This window comes from Allopseudospirillum japonicum, from assembly GCF_900108915.1.
In the GTDB taxonomy this organism is placed as follows: domain Bacteria; phylum Pseudomonadota; class Gammaproteobacteria; order Pseudomonadales; family Halomonadaceae; genus Pseudospirillum; species Pseudospirillum japonicum.
The window spans coordinates 43686-62268 of sequence record NZ_FNYH01000005.1 but is presented as its reverse complement, the minus strand read 5'-3'; the positions used below and the strand labels follow the sequence as shown (position 1 = coordinate 62268).

The 18583-nt window shown below is 45.6% G+C and carries 23 protein-coding genes; 11 read left to right on the top strand and 12 right to left on the bottom strand.

Annotated features, from left to right (window positions below; genetic code table 11):
* Positions 1 to 12 precede the first annotated feature (12 nt).
* The 8 genes from prfA to BMX05_RS06280 all read left to right on the top strand — a co-directional run bounded on the left by prfA (position 13) and on the right by BMX05_RS06280 (position 7308).
* Positions 13 to 1101, top strand: coding sequence for a peptide chain release factor 1 (gene prfA, locus BMX05_RS06315; RefSeq protein WP_093309126.1), 1089 nt, complete (start codon positions 13 to 15; stop codon positions 1099 to 1101).
* 60 nt (positions 1102 to 1161) lie between these two features.
* Entirely contained in the window at positions 1162 to 2037 is an 876-nt protein-coding gene (gene prmC, locus BMX05_RS06310; RefSeq protein WP_245710505.1) for a peptide chain release factor N(5)-glutamine methyltransferase, read from the top strand.
* 150 nt (positions 2038 to 2187) lie between these two features.
* On the top strand, positions 2188 to 2700 hold the full coding sequence (gene lrp / locus BMX05_RS06305) for a leucine-responsive transcriptional regulator Lrp (RefSeq protein ID WP_093309124.1): 513 nt from the start codon (positions 2188 to 2190) through the stop codon (positions 2698 to 2700).
* Between the two features lie 23 nt (positions 2701 to 2723).
* Positions 2724 to 3503 (top strand): HesA/MoeB/ThiF family protein, encoded by a 780-nt coding sequence (locus BMX05_RS06300; RefSeq protein ID WP_093309123.1) that lies wholly within the window; start codon positions 2724 to 2726, stop codon positions 3501 to 3503.
* Positions 3500 to 4267 carry a TlyA family RNA methyltransferase gene (locus BMX05_RS06295; protein ID WP_245710503.1) on the top strand — a complete coding sequence of 256 codons (768 nt, stop codon included), beginning with the start codon at positions 3500 to 3502 and terminating at the stop codon, positions 4265 to 4267. Before BMX05_RS06300 ends, BMX05_RS06295 begins: the two co-directional genes overlap by 4 nt.
* 84 nt (positions 4268 to 4351) lie before the next feature.
* Entirely contained in the window at positions 4352 to 5980 is a 1629-nt protein-coding gene (locus tag BMX05_RS06290) for a methyl-accepting chemotaxis protein (protein WP_093309121.1), read from the top strand.
* 99 nt (positions 5981 to 6079) lie between these two features.
* On the top strand, positions 6080 to 6661 hold the full coding sequence (locus tag BMX05_RS06285; protein ID WP_177166811.1) for a 2-hydroxychromene-2-carboxylate isomerase: 582 nt from the start codon (positions 6080 to 6082) through the stop codon (positions 6659 to 6661).
* An 11-nt stretch (positions 6662 to 6672) separates the two neighbouring features.
* On the top strand, positions 6673 to 7308 hold the full coding sequence (locus BMX05_RS06280; protein ID WP_093309118.1) for a riboflavin synthase subunit alpha: 636 nt from the start codon (positions 6673 to 6675) through the stop codon (positions 7306 to 7308).
* A gap of 254 nt (positions 7309 to 7562) precedes the next feature.
* On the opposite strand, the gene brnA is transcribed toward BMX05_RS06280, so the two are convergent.
* From brnA to BMX05_RS06245, 6 genes are all read right to left on the bottom strand, one after another.
* A complete protein-coding gene (gene brnA, locus BMX05_RS06275; RefSeq protein ID WP_093309117.1) occupies positions 7563 to 7808 on the bottom strand; it encodes a type II toxin-antitoxin system BrnA family antitoxin in 246 nt (81 codons plus the stop codon).
* Positions 7795 to 8061 (bottom strand): BrnT family toxin, encoded by a 267-nt coding sequence (locus BMX05_RS06270; RefSeq protein ID WP_000589153.1) that lies wholly within the window; start codon positions 8059 to 8061, stop codon positions 7795 to 7797. The genes brnA and BMX05_RS06270 overlap by 14 nt, the downstream gene beginning before the upstream one ends.
* A 359-nt stretch (positions 8062 to 8420) precedes the next feature.
* Entirely contained in the window at positions 8421 to 8741 is a 321-nt protein-coding gene (locus tag BMX05_RS12940; RefSeq protein ID WP_317622219.1) for a helix-turn-helix domain-containing protein, read from the bottom strand.
* A 121-nt stretch (positions 8742 to 8862) separates the two neighbouring features.
* Positions 8863 to 9114, bottom strand: coding sequence for a type II toxin-antitoxin system Phd/YefM family antitoxin (locus tag BMX05_RS06255; RefSeq protein WP_093309114.1), 252 nt, complete (start codon positions 9112 to 9114; stop codon positions 8863 to 8865).
* 137 nt (positions 9115 to 9251) lie between these two features.
* A complete protein-coding gene (locus tag BMX05_RS06250; RefSeq protein ID WP_093309112.1) occupies positions 9252 to 9515 on the bottom strand; it encodes a Txe/YoeB family addiction module toxin in 264 nt (87 codons plus the stop codon).
* Positions 9508 to 9762 (bottom strand): type II toxin-antitoxin system Phd/YefM family antitoxin, encoded by a 255-nt coding sequence (locus tag BMX05_RS06245; protein WP_093309111.1) that lies wholly within the window; start codon positions 9760 to 9762, stop codon positions 9508 to 9510. The genes BMX05_RS06250 and BMX05_RS06245 overlap by 8 nt, the downstream gene beginning before the upstream one ends.
* 341 nt (positions 9763 to 10103) lie before the next feature.
* Between BMX05_RS06245 and BMX05_RS06240 the strand changes: the two genes are divergently transcribed.
* Together BMX05_RS06240 and BMX05_RS06235 are read left to right on the top strand one after the other, a co-directional pair.
* Positions 10104 to 11402, top strand: coding sequence for an NCS2 family permease (locus BMX05_RS06240; protein ID WP_093309110.1), 1299 nt, complete (start codon positions 10104 to 10106; stop codon positions 11400 to 11402).
* Between the two features lie 6 nt (positions 11403 to 11408).
* Positions 11409 to 11954 (top strand): adenine phosphoribosyltransferase, encoded by a 546-nt coding sequence (locus BMX05_RS06235; RefSeq protein WP_093309109.1) that lies wholly within the window; start codon positions 11409 to 11411, stop codon positions 11952 to 11954.
* Positions 11955 to 11995: 41 nt separating this feature from the next.
* Here BMX05_RS06235 and BMX05_RS06230 read toward each other — a convergent pair whose 3' ends face one another.
* Together BMX05_RS06230 and nagZ are read right to left on the bottom strand one after the other, a co-directional pair.
* On the bottom strand, positions 11996 to 12568 hold the full coding sequence (locus BMX05_RS06230) for a hypoxanthine-guanine phosphoribosyltransferase (RefSeq protein WP_093309108.1): 573 nt from the start codon (positions 12566 to 12568) through the stop codon (positions 11996 to 11998).
* Positions 12569 to 12582: 14 nt separating this feature from the next.
* On the bottom strand, positions 12583 to 13656 hold the full coding sequence (gene nagZ / locus BMX05_RS06225) for a beta-N-acetylhexosaminidase (protein ID WP_245710502.1): 1074 nt from the start codon (positions 13654 to 13656) through the stop codon (positions 12583 to 12585).
* 233 nt (positions 13657 to 13889) lie between these two features.
* Between nagZ and BMX05_RS06220 the strand changes: the two genes are divergently transcribed.
* Positions 13890 to 15596 (top strand): sigma-54-dependent Fis family transcriptional regulator, encoded by a 1707-nt coding sequence (locus BMX05_RS06220; protein WP_093309107.1) that lies wholly within the window; start codon positions 13890 to 13892, stop codon positions 15594 to 15596.
* A 42-nt stretch (positions 15597 to 15638) separates the two neighbouring features.
* Here the strand turns inward: BMX05_RS06220 and BMX05_RS06215 are convergent, their stop codons facing one another.
* From BMX05_RS06215 to dmpG, 4 genes are all read right to left on the bottom strand, one after another.
* Positions 15639 to 15830, bottom strand: coding sequence for a 2-hydroxymuconate tautomerase (locus BMX05_RS06215; protein WP_093309106.1), 192 nt, complete (start codon positions 15828 to 15830; stop codon positions 15639 to 15641).
* Positions 15831 to 15852: 22 nt separating this feature from the next.
* A complete protein-coding gene (locus tag BMX05_RS06210; protein ID WP_093309105.1) occupies positions 15853 to 16668 on the bottom strand; it encodes a SphA family protein in 816 nt (271 codons plus the stop codon).
* Positions 16669 to 16736: 68 nt separating this feature from the next.
* Positions 16737 to 17543, bottom strand: a complete 807-nt coding sequence (gene dmpH / locus BMX05_RS06205) for a 2-oxo-3-hexenedioate decarboxylase (protein WP_093309104.1) — start codon at positions 17541 to 17543, stop codon at positions 16737 to 16739.
* On the bottom strand, positions 17543 to 18571 hold the full coding sequence (dmpG, locus tag BMX05_RS06200; RefSeq protein WP_093309103.1) for a 4-hydroxy-2-oxovalerate aldolase: 1029 nt from the start codon (positions 18569 to 18571) through the stop codon (positions 17543 to 17545). Before dmpG ends, dmpH begins: the two co-directional genes overlap by 1 nt.
* Between the last annotated feature and the right edge of the window lie 12 nt (positions 18572 to 18583).

Here is an 18583-nt window from a genome sequence, read left to right as displayed (position 1 = left end):
AGATCAATTTTTATGAAAACCTCGATTTTAAATCGTTTACGCCAACTTAGTGAGCGCTTTGAAGAAGTTTCCGCTCTGTTATCCGATGCGGATATTCTTGCCGATCAAAATAAGTTTCGTGCTTATTCACGGGAATATGCCGAGCTTGAGCCTTTAGTTAACGCTTTTCGTCGTTACTTGAGTGTCCAAGAAGATATAGAAGCCGCCGAGTTGCTGCAACAGGATGCGGATCCTGAAATGCGTGCGCTTGCCTATGATGAATTACAAGAAGCCCAAGCGCAAAGCCAAAGCCTTGCAGAAGAATTACAACTGCTGCTGTTACCACAAGATCCTAACGATGGCCGCAATGTCTATTTAGAAGTTCGTGCCGGCACAGGTGGTGACGAAGCCGCCATATTTGCGGGTGATCTTTTCCGTATGTACTCACGTTACGCAGAAACCCAAGGCTGGCGGGTGGAAATTATCAGCCAAAGTTTGGGGGAACACGGGGGTTATAAAGAAGTGATTTCGCGGATCATCGGCGAGGGCGTATATTCGAAACTAAAATTTGAATCCGGTGCCCACCGAGTGCAAAGGGTACCCGCCACCGAGTCCCAAGGGCGCATCCATACTTCTGCTTGCACTGTCGCCATCATGCCAGAGGCGGATGAAGTCGGCGAAATCAATATTAATCCTGCTGATTTACGTGTGGATACTTTCCGCTCTTCAGGTGCTGGTGGTCAGCACGTCAACACCACAGATTCGGCGATTCGTATTACCCACTTGCCTTCTGGTGTGGTAGTGGAATGCCAAGACGAGCGTTCACAGCACAAAAACCGCGCAAAAGCCATGAGCTTATTAGCTGCACGCTTAAAGCAGCAAGCCCATGATAGCGCTGCAAAAGAACGTTCTGATACACGTAAATCCTTGGTCGGTAGTGGTGATCGTTCCGAACGTATCCGCACCTATAATTACCCGCAAGGTCGAGTCACAGATCACAGAATCAACCTCACCTTGTATCGTCTTGATGAAACGATGCAGGGGGATTTGAACGCAGTCATTATGCCTTTGATTCAAGAACATCAGGCAGATTTACTTGCCCAGATGAATGCGGAACTCTAACCCTTATTTGGCCCAGTTTTTGCCGCTGGGCCTTGTTATTTTCTCGTTTCGGTGGTAACTGTGACACCTTCCACTGCACCTATTTTCACCCAAACACCGACTTGCATCGAGCAGGCTTTAACCTGGGCGAGCCAAGCTTTAGCCCCTATCAGCCCTAGCGCGCATTTAGATGCCAGCTTGCTGTTAGCCCACTTGTTAAACAAGCCCTCAGTATGGCTGTACACTTGGCCGGAAAAGCCCGTACCACAAGTGGTATTACAGCCCCTGCGTCTTTTATTAGCACGACGTCTACAAGGGGAACCTCTGGCTTATTTACTTGGCTATCAGGAATTTTGGGGCTTACGCTTATCGGTTTCTCCAGCCACCTTGATTCCTCGTCCAGATACAGAAACCTTGGTCGAAGCCGCTTTAAGCCTGCCACTACCGTCACAAGCCCGCGTGTTAGATTTAGGCACAGGCACAGGCGCCATTGCTTTAGCTTTAGCCAGTGAACGACCCCATTGGCAGATTCACGGAGTGGATCAAGCAGCTGATGCGGTTGCTTTAGCGCGCCATAATGCGCAAAGCTTGCAACTTGCAGTCACCTTTACACAATCCGATTGGTTTACTCAATTAGATGGCCAAGCCCCTTGGGATCTCATCGTCAGCAACCCGCCTTATATTGATGCACAAGACCCGCACCTACATGGGTTAGGCGTGAAATACGAGCCGGCTTCTGCCTTAATTGCTGCCAATCACGGATTGGCTGATTTGCAACATCTGGTGAACACCGCCGCAGATCATTTACCAACCGGCGGCTATTTATTGCTTGAACATGGCCATCAACAAGCGCAAGCCGTTGCTGCTTTATTTACACAAGCTAAGCTATGGCAAAACATTCAACATTGGCAAGATCTTGCAGGGCATGTACGTATCACTGGCGCACAAAAACAGTAATTTACACTAAAAAAATGCTGTAGATATTTTGAAAGCTCTAAAAATCTAGTATATTGGCAGTAAATCTTTGTTAAACTTGCCTGCTGGCTCATCTTTTTGATAAAGATAAATGCTGGAAAATAATAATAACGCTTTACATGGATTCTGCTGATGAAAACCTCTAAACCTCGTGCGCTTGATCGTATTGATCTAAAAATTCTACACGCTTTGCAAGACAATGCCCGTATCTCTTATGTGGATTTAGCCAGCAAAGTGGGTTTATCGACCACACCTTGCCTAGAAAGAGTCAAACGCCTTGAACGTAATGGCGTGATTAAAGGATACAAAGCGATTTTAAATCCCAAATATTTACGCGCCAACTTACTGGTGTTTGTGGAAATTAGCCTAGAAACACAATCCCCCACTGTCTTTGACGAATTCCGCCGCGCTGTTGCTAAATTACCGCAAATTCAAGAATGTCACCTGGTCTCTGGGCAATTTGATTATATTCTTAAATGCCGTATTCCTGAAATGAGTGCTTATCGCCAATTACTCGGTGATGTGGTTCTCACACTCCCAGGTGTCAAAGAATCAAAAAGCTATGTGGTGATGGAAGAGGTGAAAGAAGACACCGCCTTGTATATCCCAGACATTAATGAGTTTGAGGATAACCGCTTAAGATAAACCTGATCCTTAGGATACCAAGTATGCAGGACGAACAACTGCTGCGTTATGGTCGTCATCTGGTGTTACCTGAAATCGATTTTGCTGGCCAGCAAGCCTTATTAGCCAGTCGTGTACTTGTGCTTGGTGTAGGTGGCTTGGGGAGTGCTGCGGCTTATTACCTAACAGCTGCCGGTGTCGGCCACTTGCACTTAGTAGACCCTGATGAGGTCGACCTTTCGAACTTACAGCGGCAAATTGCGCATCAGTACTCACGCCTTGGTCAACCCAAGGTAGAATCCGCTTATCAACAACTAAGCGCCCTCAATCCAGAGACCCAATTTACTTTAGATACACACACATTAGACGATGTACAACTCACACATGCAATCCAAGCGGCTGATTTAGTCCTTGATTGTACAGACAATTTTGCTACGCGCTTTCAACTTAACCGTTTATGTTATGCACAAAAAACGCCTTGGATTAGCGGCGCAGCTATTCGTTGGGTTGGGCAAATTATGTACTTTAATCCACAAGACAAGACAAGCCCCTGCTATGCCTGCTTGTATGATGAACAACAAGCCGATGATGCGGAAAACTGCCACCAAAATGGTATTGCTGCCCCTATCGTTGGCGTGATTGGTAGTTTACAAGCACTCGAAGCCATCAAACAGCTCGCACAGATTTCACCAGCAACACCGCCAGGATTTTGGCAACACTGGGACGCACTTGCTGGTCAATGGCACACCCGTTTACTCCCTCTTGACCCTGAATGCCCAGTATGTGCTTCTCTTTCTTCTGTTAACCTAGAGCCTAAATTATGACCATGCAACGCCTTGATCGCTTATTGGTCGAGCAAGGGCTTGCCGAATCACGTACCCAAGCACAAAACTGGATTGCTCAAGGGCGTGTGTTTGTTGCAGGCCAAGCGCAAGCACTCACTAAAAACAGCCTTAAACTTGCCTTAGAAACCCCTTTGCACCTCCAAACAGATCCTACCCAAGAGCAATATGTTTCCCGTGCAGGACACAAGCTTGCGGCTCTTCTTGAGGCCCAAGCTTTATCCCTTACAGGCCATTATGTACTCGATATAGGGCAATCGACCGGTGGATTCACTGATTGTGCCCTGCAAGCAGGTGCAGCCTTTGTTGTTGGGGTAGAAGTCGGTCACAGCCAACTCGCTAAAAAGCTGCAAGGCCATGCCCAGCTCACTACCTTTGAAGGCATGAACGCACGTTATCTTAGTCAAGATGCTCGCAAGATTTTAGGCTGTATTCCTGTTGATGCTTTTGATGATGTGGTGATGGATGTTTCCTTCATTTCACAAAGCCTGATTTTTCCTGAACTTCACTCAGTCACACGTTCTGGTTCACGCTTGCTTTCTCTTATCAAACCCCAATTTGAAGTCGGGAAGGCGGCATTAGGCAAAAAAGGCATCGTGAAAGATAGGGTAGCAGCACAAAATGCTTGCCAACGCCTCATTTTGCATTTGCAGCACTTAGGCTGGCAAGTGCTACATTTTATGCCTAGTCCAATTCAAGGTGGTGATGGCAATCAAGAATTTCTTATCTATGCACAGCGCCAATAAACATTTCTAACCTAGATGCCAAACCTTGTATAATTTTTGTCTACTTACTGCCCTTATCTTGTACAAGGGCTCAAGGAGTGCACTATGACCTTAGCACAACGCTTATATCTAGGTTTCGGCCTGATTGTCGCTTTTATGATCGCAGTCACCAGTGTTGGAGTGGTGAAAGTTAGTTTTATTGACAACACCTTGACCCAAGTGAATGATGAAAATACGGTTAAACAAAGATTTGCAATTAACTTTCGTGGCAGTGTGCATGATCGTGCCATCGCAATTCGTGATGCTGTCTTAGTGACTTCAACACAAAAACGCCAAGTCTTCCTGCAAGATATTCAACAACTTGATGATTTCTACCAAGAAGCGGCACAAGGTATGGCACGGGTGTTTGCACAGCCTAAAGGCGCTAGCACGCAGGAAAAAAACCTGCTGCAACAGATCCAAAAAATTGAACAACAAACCCTCAAGCTCACCGAGCAAACCTTGGCTTTACTCGCACAAGAACAACACCAACAAGCACAAAGTTTGCTGATGGAACAAGTTTCCCCCGCTTATACTGCTTGGTTAAATGCAATTAATACCTTTATTGACCATCAAGAAGCACAAATCCAACAACAAGTCACCCAAGTACACGAGGAAACCAGTGGTTTTCAAAACCTCATGCTGATTGTGACCGCTTTGGCTATTTTAGTGAGTGTGTTGGTGAGTTATCAGTTAGTTTCTAGCCTCACACGTACCATAGGTGGCGAACCAGAAGAAGCTGCCGATTTGATTCGTCGCGTTGCGGCTGGTGATTTAAGTACACAAGTACAAACGCCTTATCCAGATAGCATTATGGGTGCTGTGGCGACCACGACTCAGTATTTAGCGCAAATGATTCGAGAAGTCACCACCAGTGCCCATACTTTGGCAGAATCTGCAGCCAATATGAAAGCCACGGCAGAACGCAACCAAGCCCTAGTGATAGGTCAGCGCGAGCAGACGGAAATGGGCGCCACCGCGATGAACCAAATGTCTGCCACGGTACAAGAAGTCGCCGGCCATACCGTAGAAGCGGCCAATGTGGCACGCGCTGCAGATGAGGAAACTTTAAAAGGTGACCAAGAAGTCAAACGCACGATAGCCTCGATTCAATCTTTAGCACAAGAGCTTGAATCTGCTGCCAAAGTTATTGATGCCTTATCACAAGACAGTACCCAAATTGGTACCGTGTTAGAAGTGATCGAAACCATTGCCGAGCAAACCAACTTACTCGCCCTGAACGCAGCTATTGAAGCTGCACGTGCAGGCGAACACGGACGCGGTTTTGCGGTTGTGGCTGATGAAGTCCGCGGGCTTGCCAGTCGCACACAAGAGTCCACGCGCGATATTCAACAACGTATTGAAAAAATGCAAACCAGCGCCCAAGGTGCAGTCAAAGTGATGGAACTCAGCCGTAATCAAGCTGCCGCGAGCGTTGAGCAAGCACAGCGTGCCGGTGACTCCTTACAACTGATTAATACCTCGGTGGCCTCAATTAACAACATGAATACACAAATTGCCAGTGCAGCAGAAGAACAGTCAGCAGTTGCTGAAGAGATTAACCGAAACTTTGCACAAATTACTCAAGCGGCGGAACAAGCGGCTGCAGGCGTTCAACAAAACGTCGCCGCCAGTCAGGAGCTCTCTCAACTTGCCAATCGCCTACTACAAAGCGTGCAAAAATTTAGAGTCTAACCGCTTGGTTTCAGTGGCTAGGGCTTGCATTCTACAGGTAAAATGTGCCAAAAAGGAGCAGGCCCAATTTATATCGATTAGCGGATGGAGCAAGCACTTATGGCACCACGAGTGGAGTTTTACTACGACATCGTTAGCCCTTACAGTTATCTTGCAGCAACACAGGTAGAGACACTTGCACAGGAAGTCGCTTGCGAGTTTGTCTGGCGACCTATTTTACTTGGCGGTCTGTTTAAGCTGATTGAAGCTAGCCCACCTGTCACCCAAGAAGCCAAACGCCGCTATATTTTTGAGCAAGATTTGCCTCGCATGGCCCACGAATTTCAAGTGCCTTTAGTATTGCCAAACCGTTTTCCTATTAACACCATTCAAGCGTTGCGCGCGATTGTGAGTTTTCCCGAAGCCTTATGGGCAGAAAAAAGCCTCGCTTTATTTGAGGCCTACTGGGGTGAAGGCTTGGATATTACCCAAGTAGAGGTGCTTAACGAGGTTTTAGGCACAGATATTCGTGCAGCGATTGCACAGGAAGCCATCAAAGCACGCGTGAGCCAATTTACCCAAGAAGCTGCAGATAAAGGTGTGTTTGGTGCGCCCAGCTTCTTATGTGATGATGGGCAACTCTTTTTTGGCTGTGATCGTCTTGCACAGCTCAAACATTATTTAACCGCGCAGCCCACCTAGGAGAAGCCTTTATGTTTACCGGTATTGTGCAAGGTGTTGGTGAGATCCTTGCCATTGAGGAAAAAGAGCAGTTACGTACCCATCGTGTGCGTTTACCTGCATCTATGCTCGCTGGGCTGACTTTAGGTGCCTCTGTAGCCCACAACGGCTGTTGTTTAACCGTTACCCATATTGAAAGTGATCAGGTTGACTTTGATCTGATGCAAGAAACCCTGAAGGTCACTAACTTAGGGGCTTTGCAAGTGGGGGACCAAGTGAACTTGGAGCGTGCCGCACGTTTTGGTGAAGATATTGGCGGACATGCGATGTCTGGGCATATTCAAGTATGCGCCCCTGTCGTTGAAATTTTGCATAGCCCAAATAACTGCCAAGTTTGGATGCAGGTTCCTGCGCCTTGGCATGAGTATATTTTTACCAAAGGCTATATTGGTGTTGATGGCATTAGTTTGACTGTGGGGGCTTTACGTGCTCAAAGCCCGACTGGGGTAGAGTTTTGCGTTAATCTAATTCCAGAAACCCTAGAGCGTACTTTAATTGGCCAAAGACAGGTACAAGATTTAGTCAATATTGAGGTAGACCCACAAACACAGGCGATTGTCGATACAGTAAAACGCTTTTTGCAGCAGCAGGCGTCTTTAACAACTTGATTGATAGATTCCTGCCCGCTTAACGCCTCTTAAAGAGGCGTTTTTTGTAAGACCATAAAAAAACAATACCCTTCGGATTAAGCGCGCTTACTAAATACGTATCGACGAATAACTCCAAAAATTGCCTTCCTGACTTTATCTGCGTAGGAATATGACTCGCTAAAAGTGAAACACATGGCATTTCTAAAAGGCTTGAGTCATTCTCGATTCAATTTAAGGCCGGAGGGCGATTTTTTAAATGCTTTGTTAGTCGTTTATCTCACACTTGCATGATGAGACACGCTCTCCAACCTTTCTGCCAACCAGATTTTAATGATTGATTGACGTGTTACACCAATGCGACTCGCTTCTCTGTCCAAGGACTCAAGCATCCATACTGGAAAATCTACATTGACTCGTTTTTGCTTATGCATCGGTCTTTTGGCTTGCGATAAATCCAAGTCCATTACGATATCATCGTCGTCACTTTCAAACTTGGCATCAAATTCATGCGCTTTCATAAAGACTTACCTCCGCTTTCCGTGAACGCCGAACCGAGATGATTCTGATATTCGCGCCTCGGTAGGTAATTACTCCTGACCAATGCTTGCCGTTTAGTAAGCCGACAACTAAATATCTTGGTTCATCACTCGTGTTAGCAGGGATCTCGATAAGATCTGAATCATTCCACAGCCCTTGAGCTGTATGAAAATCAATGCCGTGCTTTTCGAGATTACTTCTGCTTTTGTTTTCATCAAACTCAAATTTAATCATGAGTAAAAATTATACCCTTTTTACTCGTTAGGCAAACTTTGTTTATTGATGACAGCTAACATTTTATTCATTAGTTAATCAGCTTTGTATAGATTTGGCACAATCTGGCGCAAGCAACAAAAATATTCCACTGCCTCTTTCATCGAAGATGAGCTTATGATCAGAATCGTGAGTAAGCTCATCTCTTCTATTGGTGAGCTTCTTCAATGTATCAAGGACAGTTTCTTCGACTCGACCTTCCCAAGCACCACACCTTTTTTTGTTATAAGGACCATCAAATGTTATTAAAAACTCTTTAAACAACTCAAACTGTTCGATTATCGCCAACTTTGATATAACTGGTTCAACCCTAGACTCATTCAGATTTTTGGACGGGAGTGGTATTTTAACCCTAATATTTTCAGACCGCTCAGGATTCGGCCCCATAACAATTCCAGCAACAACTCTAAACTCAAGACTTGTTTTAAAGCAATAAGGATGGCTTCGATCAATAGGTCTTTCTTGGCTTTGAGTTTCAGGCCGTGGCGTTTGTATTGTGAGCTGATGATATGCAGCGCCTTGTTGTACACGAACCGCGTCGCACCGAACTGGCGGCTGAGAAATTCCGCCTGTTCAGGTGTTGGGTAGATACGTACTTTTGTGGCTTTGATCATGCTGTAAATAATGCCCGTCTTTTCCATGAACAACAACCCATGACGGCTTCGCAGTCATCCGCTGATATCCCCGCCCGATTGGGCGAGGGTTTACGCGGTTTTTGCTAACTTACTCCATTCCTTTTGCGCGATCGGCAGAAACTTTAGCTTATAAGTCATCAATATTAACTTCTACAGCTTGTGATAGCTCAGCGCGGCGGCTATCAACAATTTGGGCAAGCTCATAATCATCAAGCATATCGATGAGATATTCGCACGTTTCTGCTGGCACAAGGTAAGCCGCTGGCTTGTTGTGGTTTAAAATTGCAATTGCAGCGCCATTAGCCTCATTCAATAAAGCTGTTGGGTTCTTCTTTAGCTCTGAAATACTTGCAGAGCAATTCGCTAAAATTTGTCTCATAAAACACCCCATAAGTATTAAAATCAGACCTAATTTTAGGAGCTTAATTTAAATATTTTTGCAACAAAGGAAAGTCCATTTTCTTATTTAGCTGCTTCTTTACCCCGCCCTGCCCTAAAAAGACGGGGTTTCTCGCATTAGTAATGATAGCGACACGAAATAACCGTTATCGCATTATCATCAACAATATAAATCAGTCTATTGGTATCATCGATCCGTCGAGACCAAAAACCAGACAGACTTTCCTTTAGAGGTTCTGGTTTACCAATGCCTTCAAACGGTGAACGCTTGACATCCTTGATGATTTTATTGATACGCTTAAGTGTTTTTTTATCTTGTGTGTGCCAGTACAAATAGTCATCCCAAGACTCATCTGTCCATGATAGTAAAGAACTACGCATCAATTAGATCTCTTTGGGTAACTTTTCCCGCTTTAAACTGGGCAATTGAACGGCTGAGATGTTCAGCGTTCGCTGGAGAGCGAAGCAAATGCACGGTTTCCATTAGACTATTGTAATAATCCAGCGACATAACCACGGCATCTTCCGCATCACGTCGCGTGATGACAGTTGTGTCTGCGTCATTCACAACGCCATCCAAGACGGCTTTTAAACTATTTCTAGCTTCTGTAAAAGATACAATTCTCATAGGAGCCTCTACATGTACGTTAAATAGAACAAGTATAAGCTCACCACATCAACTTGTACAGTTAAAGGAACATATTCACCATACTGGCAAACCTTATGCTCACTCAGACCAAATCTCTCCCAAGGTAGCTTGTGTAGATCCTTCCTTTTAGGCACTTTTTTTGCTTATTTGTTGACACCAAAGACTCGCATCCGGCAAGGCTTTTCGCTAGCATAAGCACCTTTTCTGACCTTGCCCAAAGCAAGCGGCCTTAATGTGCGTTATCTTGCTTTACCCAAGCAAGCCAACCTATCCAACGGCAGCCTTATGCTGGCTTAACTGATGACTGGAGACACCCTCCTATGTTGGAATCCTTATTTAAACTCAAAGCCCATCAAACCGATGTGCGCACAGAAGTCATTGCTGGTATTACGACCTTTTTAACGATGGCGTATATCATCTTTGTCAATCCGTCCATTCTAGAAGCCACTGGGATGGATAAAGGCGCTGTGTTTGTAGCCACTTGTTTAGCCGCCGCCATTGGCTCTTTAATTATGGGGCTTTGGGCAAACTACCCCATCGCACTCGCACCTGGTATGGGTTTAAATGCCTTTTTTACTTATACGGTCGTGCTACAAATGGGCCATACTTGGCAAACCGCTTTAGGCGCCGTCTTCCTCTCTGGTTTTATCTTTTTCCTACTGAGTATTTTTAAAATTCGTGAGTGGATTATTAACAGCATCCCACTTTCTTTACGTCTAGGGATTGCGGCAGGTATCGGCCTGTTTATGGCCCTTATTGCGCTCAAAAATGCCGGCATTGTTGTCGATAATCCAGCTACTTTAGTCACTCTAGGCGATTTAACCCAACCTTCTGCGCTTTATACTTTATTAGGTTTTTTCACCATTGCCGCCTTAGCTTATCGCCAAGTGATCGGTGCAGTTATGATAGGTATTTTGGGTGTCAGCTTGCTCGCTATCCTGTTTGGCCATCAAGAATTTAACGGGATTATTTCCGCCCCCCCGAGTTTGATGCCAACACTTTTGCAGCTTGATTTTAGCGGCCTTTTTGATGTGGGCATGATTAGCGTCGTGTTTGCCTTTTTATTCGTAGATTTGTTTGATACCTCAGGCACCCTGGTGGGCGTAGCCCAGCGCGGACGCCTACTCGATAAAGAAGGCAAATTGCCTAATCTAGGCCGTGCCTTAATGGCTGATAGTGGCGCAACGATGGCTGGTGCTTTACTTGGTACCTCGACCACCACCAGTTATATTGAAAGCGCCTCAGGGATTGCCAGTGGTGGACGTACCGGCCTGACCGCGGTTGTCGTTGCAGGTTTATTTTTGATCAGCTTATTTTTCGCGCCTTTGGCAGGTTCTGTACCAGCTTACGCAACTGCCGGCGCGCTTTTATATGTCGCTGTGTTAATGGCAGGCAGTCTAGCGCATATTGAATGGGAAGATATTACCGAAGCAGCACCAGTCCTTGTGGCTGCACTGGCAATGCCGCTTACTTTTTCGATTGCCAATGGGATTGCGCTAGGCTTTATCACCTATGCCGTGATTAAACTACTGAGTGGACGTCGCGAAGAAGTCAGCCTGAGCGTTCTTTTTCTAGCCTTATTATTTGTAGCTAAGTTTGTCCTTATGCAAGGAGAGTAACCTCAGATGCATCCTTACAGTCAAGACTTAAAACAGCAAATCCGTACTGTACGTGATTGGCCCAAAACAGGGGTGAATTTCCGTGATATTACCCCACTTTTACAAAACCCTAGCCAATTTCGCAAACTGATTGATTTGCTCGTACACCGTTATCAGAGTATGCACTTGGATGCTGTTGCTGCTGTAGATGCACGTGGATTTATTATCGGTGCCCCCCTCGCCTATGCTTTAGGGGTCAGCTTTGTGCCTGTACGCAAAAGCGGCAAATTACCTTTTAGCACAGTGAAATCAGCGTACAACCTAGAGTATGGCCAAGCAGAAGTTGAGTTGCACACAGATGCTTTTGCTGCAGGGGCCAAAGTCCTGTTAATTGATGATCTGTTAGCAACAGGGGGGACTTTGCTTGCAGGGATTGAATTAATTCAAGCACTTGGTGCACAAGTTGTGGAAGCTGCCGTCTTAGTTGAGCTAAGCGAATTAGGGGGTCGGGAAAAATTAGCCGCGGCAAAAGTGCCTGTTTTTGGTGTGTGCGCTTTTAACGAAAGCGAATAAAGCAGGTTCATTGGGGTAGCTAGGCTACCCCTTGATGCAGATTATAAGCCCTTGGGTGCGTAAATCCCTGGCAGATTACGCAAGTAACCTTTGTAATCCATTCCGCAACCAAACAAATATCTATCTTCTACTTGTAGACCAACAAAATCCGCCTGCAAATCAGGACGCGCTTTGCGATTATGCTGCTTATCTACTAGGACTGCGGTATAAACTGCTTGCGCCCCTTCCTGCACACAATAGTCTTTAATGGCAGCCAAAGTAGCGCCTTCATCCAGAATATCGTCCACAATCAGCAAAGTCCGTCCTTGCATGGAGACTTCTGGTGCGACACGCCAATGTAACTCGCCGCCACTGACAGCACGACGATAACGCGTTGCATGGATATAATCCACTTCCAATGGGAAGTCTAAACGCGTAAGTAATTGCGCTGTCGTGATCAGGCCACCATTCATGACACAATACACCAGAGGCAAGGTATCCCCTAGACGCTCACTAATTGCCGCAGCCATACGGTCATACGCGGCATTAACTTCTTCAGGTGTACATAAGCAATCTGCTTCTTGCATGACCTGCTTCATGCTCTGTACTGTCTCTTGCAAAGTGGCTTCAGACATAGAGGAATATCCTATCAAGAATGAGTCTTATCATGCTCAAGCAAATGAGCTGCCCACACGCGGGCTCGGGTTAACTTTTCACGATCAAAATGCTGATCTAACTGGGCTTGCCAAGTCAAAGAGGTGCGTACAGGTACACTCGCACGCATTTTCGCTAAAGCCAAACGCGAAGCACACTGACGCGCAAACGTAAGTTCTGTTAGCAAAGTAGGTAAATCTGCAAGTACCTGTTGCGCCTGCTCTGGTTGATTACACACCAATACCATATCACAACCGGCTTGTAACGCTGCACGCGCTGCTTGTGAATAATCACCTGCCTCTCGCGCGCCTTCCATACTCAAATCATCACTAAAAATTGCCCCTCGGAAACCCAGTTGCTGACGCAGTACTTGCTGCAGCCAAAAAGCAGAAAATCCTGCTGGGTGCTGATCTAATTGGGTGTATTTCACATGCGCTGGCATGATCCCACCTAAACGCGCACTTAAAGCCGCAAAAGGCGCTAAACAAGCACTTATTTGTACCCAACTGCGATTATCTTCTGGTAAATCTGTATGAGAGTCAGCCTCTACATAACCATGTCCAGGAAAATGCTTACCAGTGGCTTGCATCCCTGCGGCTTGCATCCCTTGAATAAAGGCATCTGCTAAGGCGATTAATACCCAAGGATGATTTGCAAAAGCACGATTACCAATGACTTGACTGCGTTGATAGTCTCTATCTAACACGGGTGCAAAACTGATATCAATACCTAACACCAAAAGCTCCGCAGCCATCAAATAACCGAGCAAATGCGCCGCTTGGATAGCTTCTAGAGGGGATTTTTGATAATAAGCGCCTAAAGTGGCCATCGGCGGAAGCGCCGTCAAGCCTTGGCGTAATCTTTGTACGCGCCCTCCTTCTTGATCAATTGCAATCAAAAGATCTGGACGTAGATTTTTAATCTGCTGACATAAAGCCGCCGTCTGTTCTGGGTCGACTAAATTACGTGCAAACAAGATCACCCCCCCAACACAGGGATGTTCTAATATCGCTTGTTCCACTGCTGAGATTTGCGTACTACCAAGATCCAGCATTAAAGGCGCATACATAAAGACAAAATCCGTATTGAAGCACTAAAGCAAGTGAACCGCGAAATGTAGCAGATCAGCACTAGGATGCAAGTGCTTTTATACACGCTGGATTTTACATCAGCAACTAGATAGGCTGTGTGCTGGGTATCCAGTAATATAAATTATTTCTGTATTCAGCAGATTTTTATTATTGATTTGCCTTACAGTCTTTTATTTTTTCAATCTTGCTAAAAATAATAATAAGGACTCCCATGCGCACACATCACCTTGAATTCCCAGACCTTAAACATCTTATCGAGACGCTAGAATTTAAGCCCGAGGAAGGAAAAATTTGGTTAGCTGAACAAAGAACTGTGCTTATGGGATTAGGCGCCCTTTCTAGTTTTAGAAAAGAAATTATTACCACCCTAGGTATGGCCAGAGCCAAAGGGTTTTTTATGCGTCTTGGATATTATTCTGGGATGCGCGACGCTGATCTTGCCAAAAAAATCAATCCTCATGCAAGCCCAGAACAAGCTTTTTTAACTGGACCCCAACTTCATTCTTTGCGTGGCATGGTCAAAGTGATTCCTAAAGCTTTAGAGTATGATTTACAAAACAAACATTTCTATGCGGAATTTGAGTGGATTGACTCATTCGAAGTAGAAATTTGCCGCACCACACTTGGGCAATTAAAAGAACCGGCTTGCTGGATGTTATTAGGTTATGCCTGTGCATACTCTAGTTATTATTCTGGTTTAGATATTCAATTTCGAGAACTCACCTGCAAAGGCCAAGGCGACCCAGCTTGTACGATTGTTGGCAAGCTTGCCAATGAGTGGCCAGATCATGAAGAATTTAGCCGCTTTTTCCGTGAAGCGCCTTTAATTGATGAGCTCTACGAATTACAAGCACGTATTGCCGATTTAGAACAAAGTTTAGAGTATCCAGATAATCTGCCTAAAACCTTAGGTGAAGCACCACCTTTTACCAGTGCATTAGCTATGATAGATAAGGGCGCAAATTCAGATGTCACCATGCTATTAATTGGCGAAACAGGCACAGGTAAAGAGGTTTTAGCGCGCCGCGTTCATAGCATGAGCCAGCGAAAAGAGGGCCCTTTTGTGGCTGTCAATTGCGCGGCTATTCCAAGCGAGTTAATCGAATCAGAACTGTTTGGTGTCGAAAAAGGCGCTTATACAGGTGCCATCAAAACGCGTTTGGGACGCTTTGAACGTGCACATGGTGGCACTTTATTTCTAGATGAAGTGATAGAATTATCACCACGCGCGCAAGCGGCTTTATTACGTGTGATTCAAGAAGGTGAGTTAGAACGTGTTGGCGACGAGAAAACCCGTCATATTGATGTCCGTATTGTCACTGCAACCAATGAAAATCTTGCCGAAGCGGTAAAACAAGGTAAATTCCGTTCAGATTTATTCTATCGCATTAATGCCTATATGGTGGTCATTCCACCTTTGCGTGAGCGGCAAAATGATATTTCCTTATTAGCAGAACATTTTAGAAATAAATATGAAAAACGGTATAAATCGCCGACTCTAGGTTTTACTGATCGTGCTTTAGCTGCATTGCAAGACTATGAATGGCCAGGCAATATTCGTGAGTTAGAAAACTGTGTTGAACGCGGTGTCATTATTACCGAAGCAGGTCATTTTATCACTGAGCAGAACTTATTTAGTACTAAATTTGGTATTTACCAAGGCGAGTCTTCTCCCTCACAACGTCTCAATCAGGATTCAGGACAATTAGAAACTCCGGTACAAGATACGGATTTTTTATCTTCTATTGCGGATCAATTAATTGAGCAAGCCATTGATTTAGAAATCCTTGAAAAGGTCTTAATCGAGAAAGCCATGCAAAAATCATCCAATAACATTGCCGCTGCTGCACGTTTATTAGGTTTAACACGCCCTGCTTTATCTTATCGTTTAAAACGTAGCCTCCAAACCTCTCAATAAAAAATAAGCCCGAAAGTTTCGGGCTTAGATTCTTAGGGCACCTTAACGCCCTAATTTTTTTGCTGATTCACCTGCAATGCCAAAATGCTGTTTTGGCATTTCCGTAATCATCACACGCACATTTCCTAAAGGCGCTTGTAACGCCTTGGCCATGGCCGCACTGACTTCAGCAATCAGGTGTTCTTTTTGCTCGTCTGTGCGCCCTTCTAGGATGTAAATTTGCGCAATCGGCATGCGGTTTTCTCCTCACCACAGATTAAAGTACCTTAGTCAAAGCAATCCGGAATTTTTCACCTTCAAAGCCTTGTTTGACTTCATATTCTTGATAAGCTGCCGCATCAATCCCTAACATCAGCTGCGGCCAGAAATAGCCTACAGAGACACCCAGTGCATGGGTTTCTGCTTGGCCCTCGCCCAGCTCCCAACGACTGTATCCCACCAAGCCCAAATCCAATAAACCTCGGTGATGGCCTAGCCCCCACTCAGCGACAAGTTCGTCTTCGGCTTGGCTAGAATCCTTGATTTCATAACGCGATAATAAAGAAGCAGACCAAGCTTTATCGGCTGTTAAATACGCAGTACCACCTAATGTCAACATAATTTCTGCATAGCCAGCACCAGCATCCGCTGGCTGGTTACTTGATCCGGTGGCACTCCACACACCGGCAGCCGCTACACTATGCCAACGTTCGCCATGCCAACCAATCAAGGAACCAACGAAAAAATCAGCAAAACTGGTTTGTTCATCTTTCACCGTTTGCCCTATTTGCAGGTCAGTATTGACCAAAGGCAAAATGGCCTCAAACCCTAAATGCCCTCCAAGTACCTCTTGCTCAGTGATCCAAATAAAACGGCTAGCTAATGCATCCACAGTCACTTGGCTTTCTGCTGGCAACGCATCGCTTTTATCCGCATCATAATGCACTAAATAACCGCGATAATAGACACCAGGTGGGGGAGCAATAGCAGATTTCACCCCCTCAATTCCAGGGACATATTGGCCTGCAAAGGCTGCCTCTAAGGAGGTAATGCCGAGTAAACCGGTCAATAGATAGGCAGGTATAGACTTCATAAGATCCCCTTTGAAATGCTCATTGTTATTGTTCGAAACGCAGGGTACATAAAATTCTACGGAGATCCCTATACAAATTTACCGCTAATACTTCCTAATCCCTGATAACGTACGCTAAAGGTATCTCCCTTATTCACCTGCACTGCTGCTGTGATCGCACCTATCATAATAAAGCTGCCAGCGGCAAGATGCTCGCCACGTTCTGCTAACATATTGGCCAACATAGCAACCGATGCCGCTGGATGACCAAGTACCGCAGCCCCTGCACCGGTTTGCACCACTTCACCATTAATTTCCATCACCACGCCGATATGTTTTAAATCCACATCAGCAACCTCTGCCATACGGCCACCTGTGATAAAGCGGCTGGAAGAAGAGTTATCCGCTATGACACTTTTTAAATCAAATTTGAAATCTTTATAGCGGGAATCAATGACTTCCACCGCAGGCATTACAAAATCGGTCGCACTTAACACATCGCCAATATGCACCCCAGGACCTTTCAGTTCTTTTTTAAGGACAAAGGCCAACTCAGCTTCAATCTTGGGATGAATCAAGGCATCATGTCGAATCTCGCCCCCGTCTGGCACACTAAAGTAATCTGCCAAAAAGCCATAACAGGGATGCTCCACTCCCATTTGTGCCATTTTAGCCCAAGAAGTCAGCCCCATTTTCATGCCCACGATTTTATGACCACGGGAGACTTTACGACGACGCATTTCCCACTGGATATCGAAAGCATCCTTGTAGCTCATCTGCGGGAAGTCATCGGTAATTTTAGTAATTTCATAGGCTTCTAATTCAGCTTGTTCACAGTGCGCCGCCAGCTCGGCAATCTGTGTTTGAGTCAGCTGATTTTCGTATGCTTCTACCATCAGATAAGCCCCCGTTGTTTTGCCATGGTTAAAGCCAAATCCTCAATCATATCTTCTTGCCCGCCGACCGTACCACGACGCCCAAGCTCCACTAAAATATCGCGTGCGGCCACCCCGTATTTTTGCTGGGCACGCTGTGCAAAAAGTAGAAAAGAAGAGTACACACCTGCATATCCCAAGGTGAGCGCATCCCTATCGATACGAATAGGCTGATCCATCATGGGGGTGATTAAATCTTCGGCAACGTCCATCATCTTGTATAGATCAATCCCAGTGTCACAATCCATACGTTTTAACACAGCACACAAAACTTCCAACGGCGTATTTCCTGCCCCTGCACCCAAACCGGCCACAGAGCCATCAATGCGCGCACAACCGGCTTCGATCGCAGCTAAGGAATTCGCTACCCCCATCGCCATATTATGGTGACCATGAAAGCCCAACTCGATTTCTGTCGGCAGTGCTTGACGCAAAGCGCCTATTTTCTCTGTCACCTCATCAGGCAGCATATAGCCAGCGGAGTCGGTGCAATAAATACAGTTGGCACCATAGCTCACCATCAAACGCGCTTGTTCGACTAATTTTTCCGCGGTGGCCATATGTGCCATCATCAAAAAGCCCACAGTATCCATATCCATCTGGCGCGCCAAGCGAATATGCTGTTCGGAAACATCTGCTTCCGTGCAATGCGTCGCTACCCGAATGGTGGCAACGCCTAAATCTTTGGCCATTTTCAGATGATCTACTGTACCTATGCCAGGCAAAAGCAAAGCAGAAATTTTCGCCTGCTTCATTTTAGGGATCACAGCCCCTAAATATTCTTCATCCGTATGCGCCGGAAAACCGTAATTGACAGAGGCACCGCCTAAACCATCACCATGGGTTACCTCAATTAAGGGGATACCCGCCGCATCCAGAGCACAGGCAATAGTCACCATTTCATCAAGGCTGATTTGATGGCGTTTAGCATGCATCCCGTCACGCAAGGACATATCATGGAGTTTGACGTATTGACCTTGTAAGTTCATCGATGGCTACTC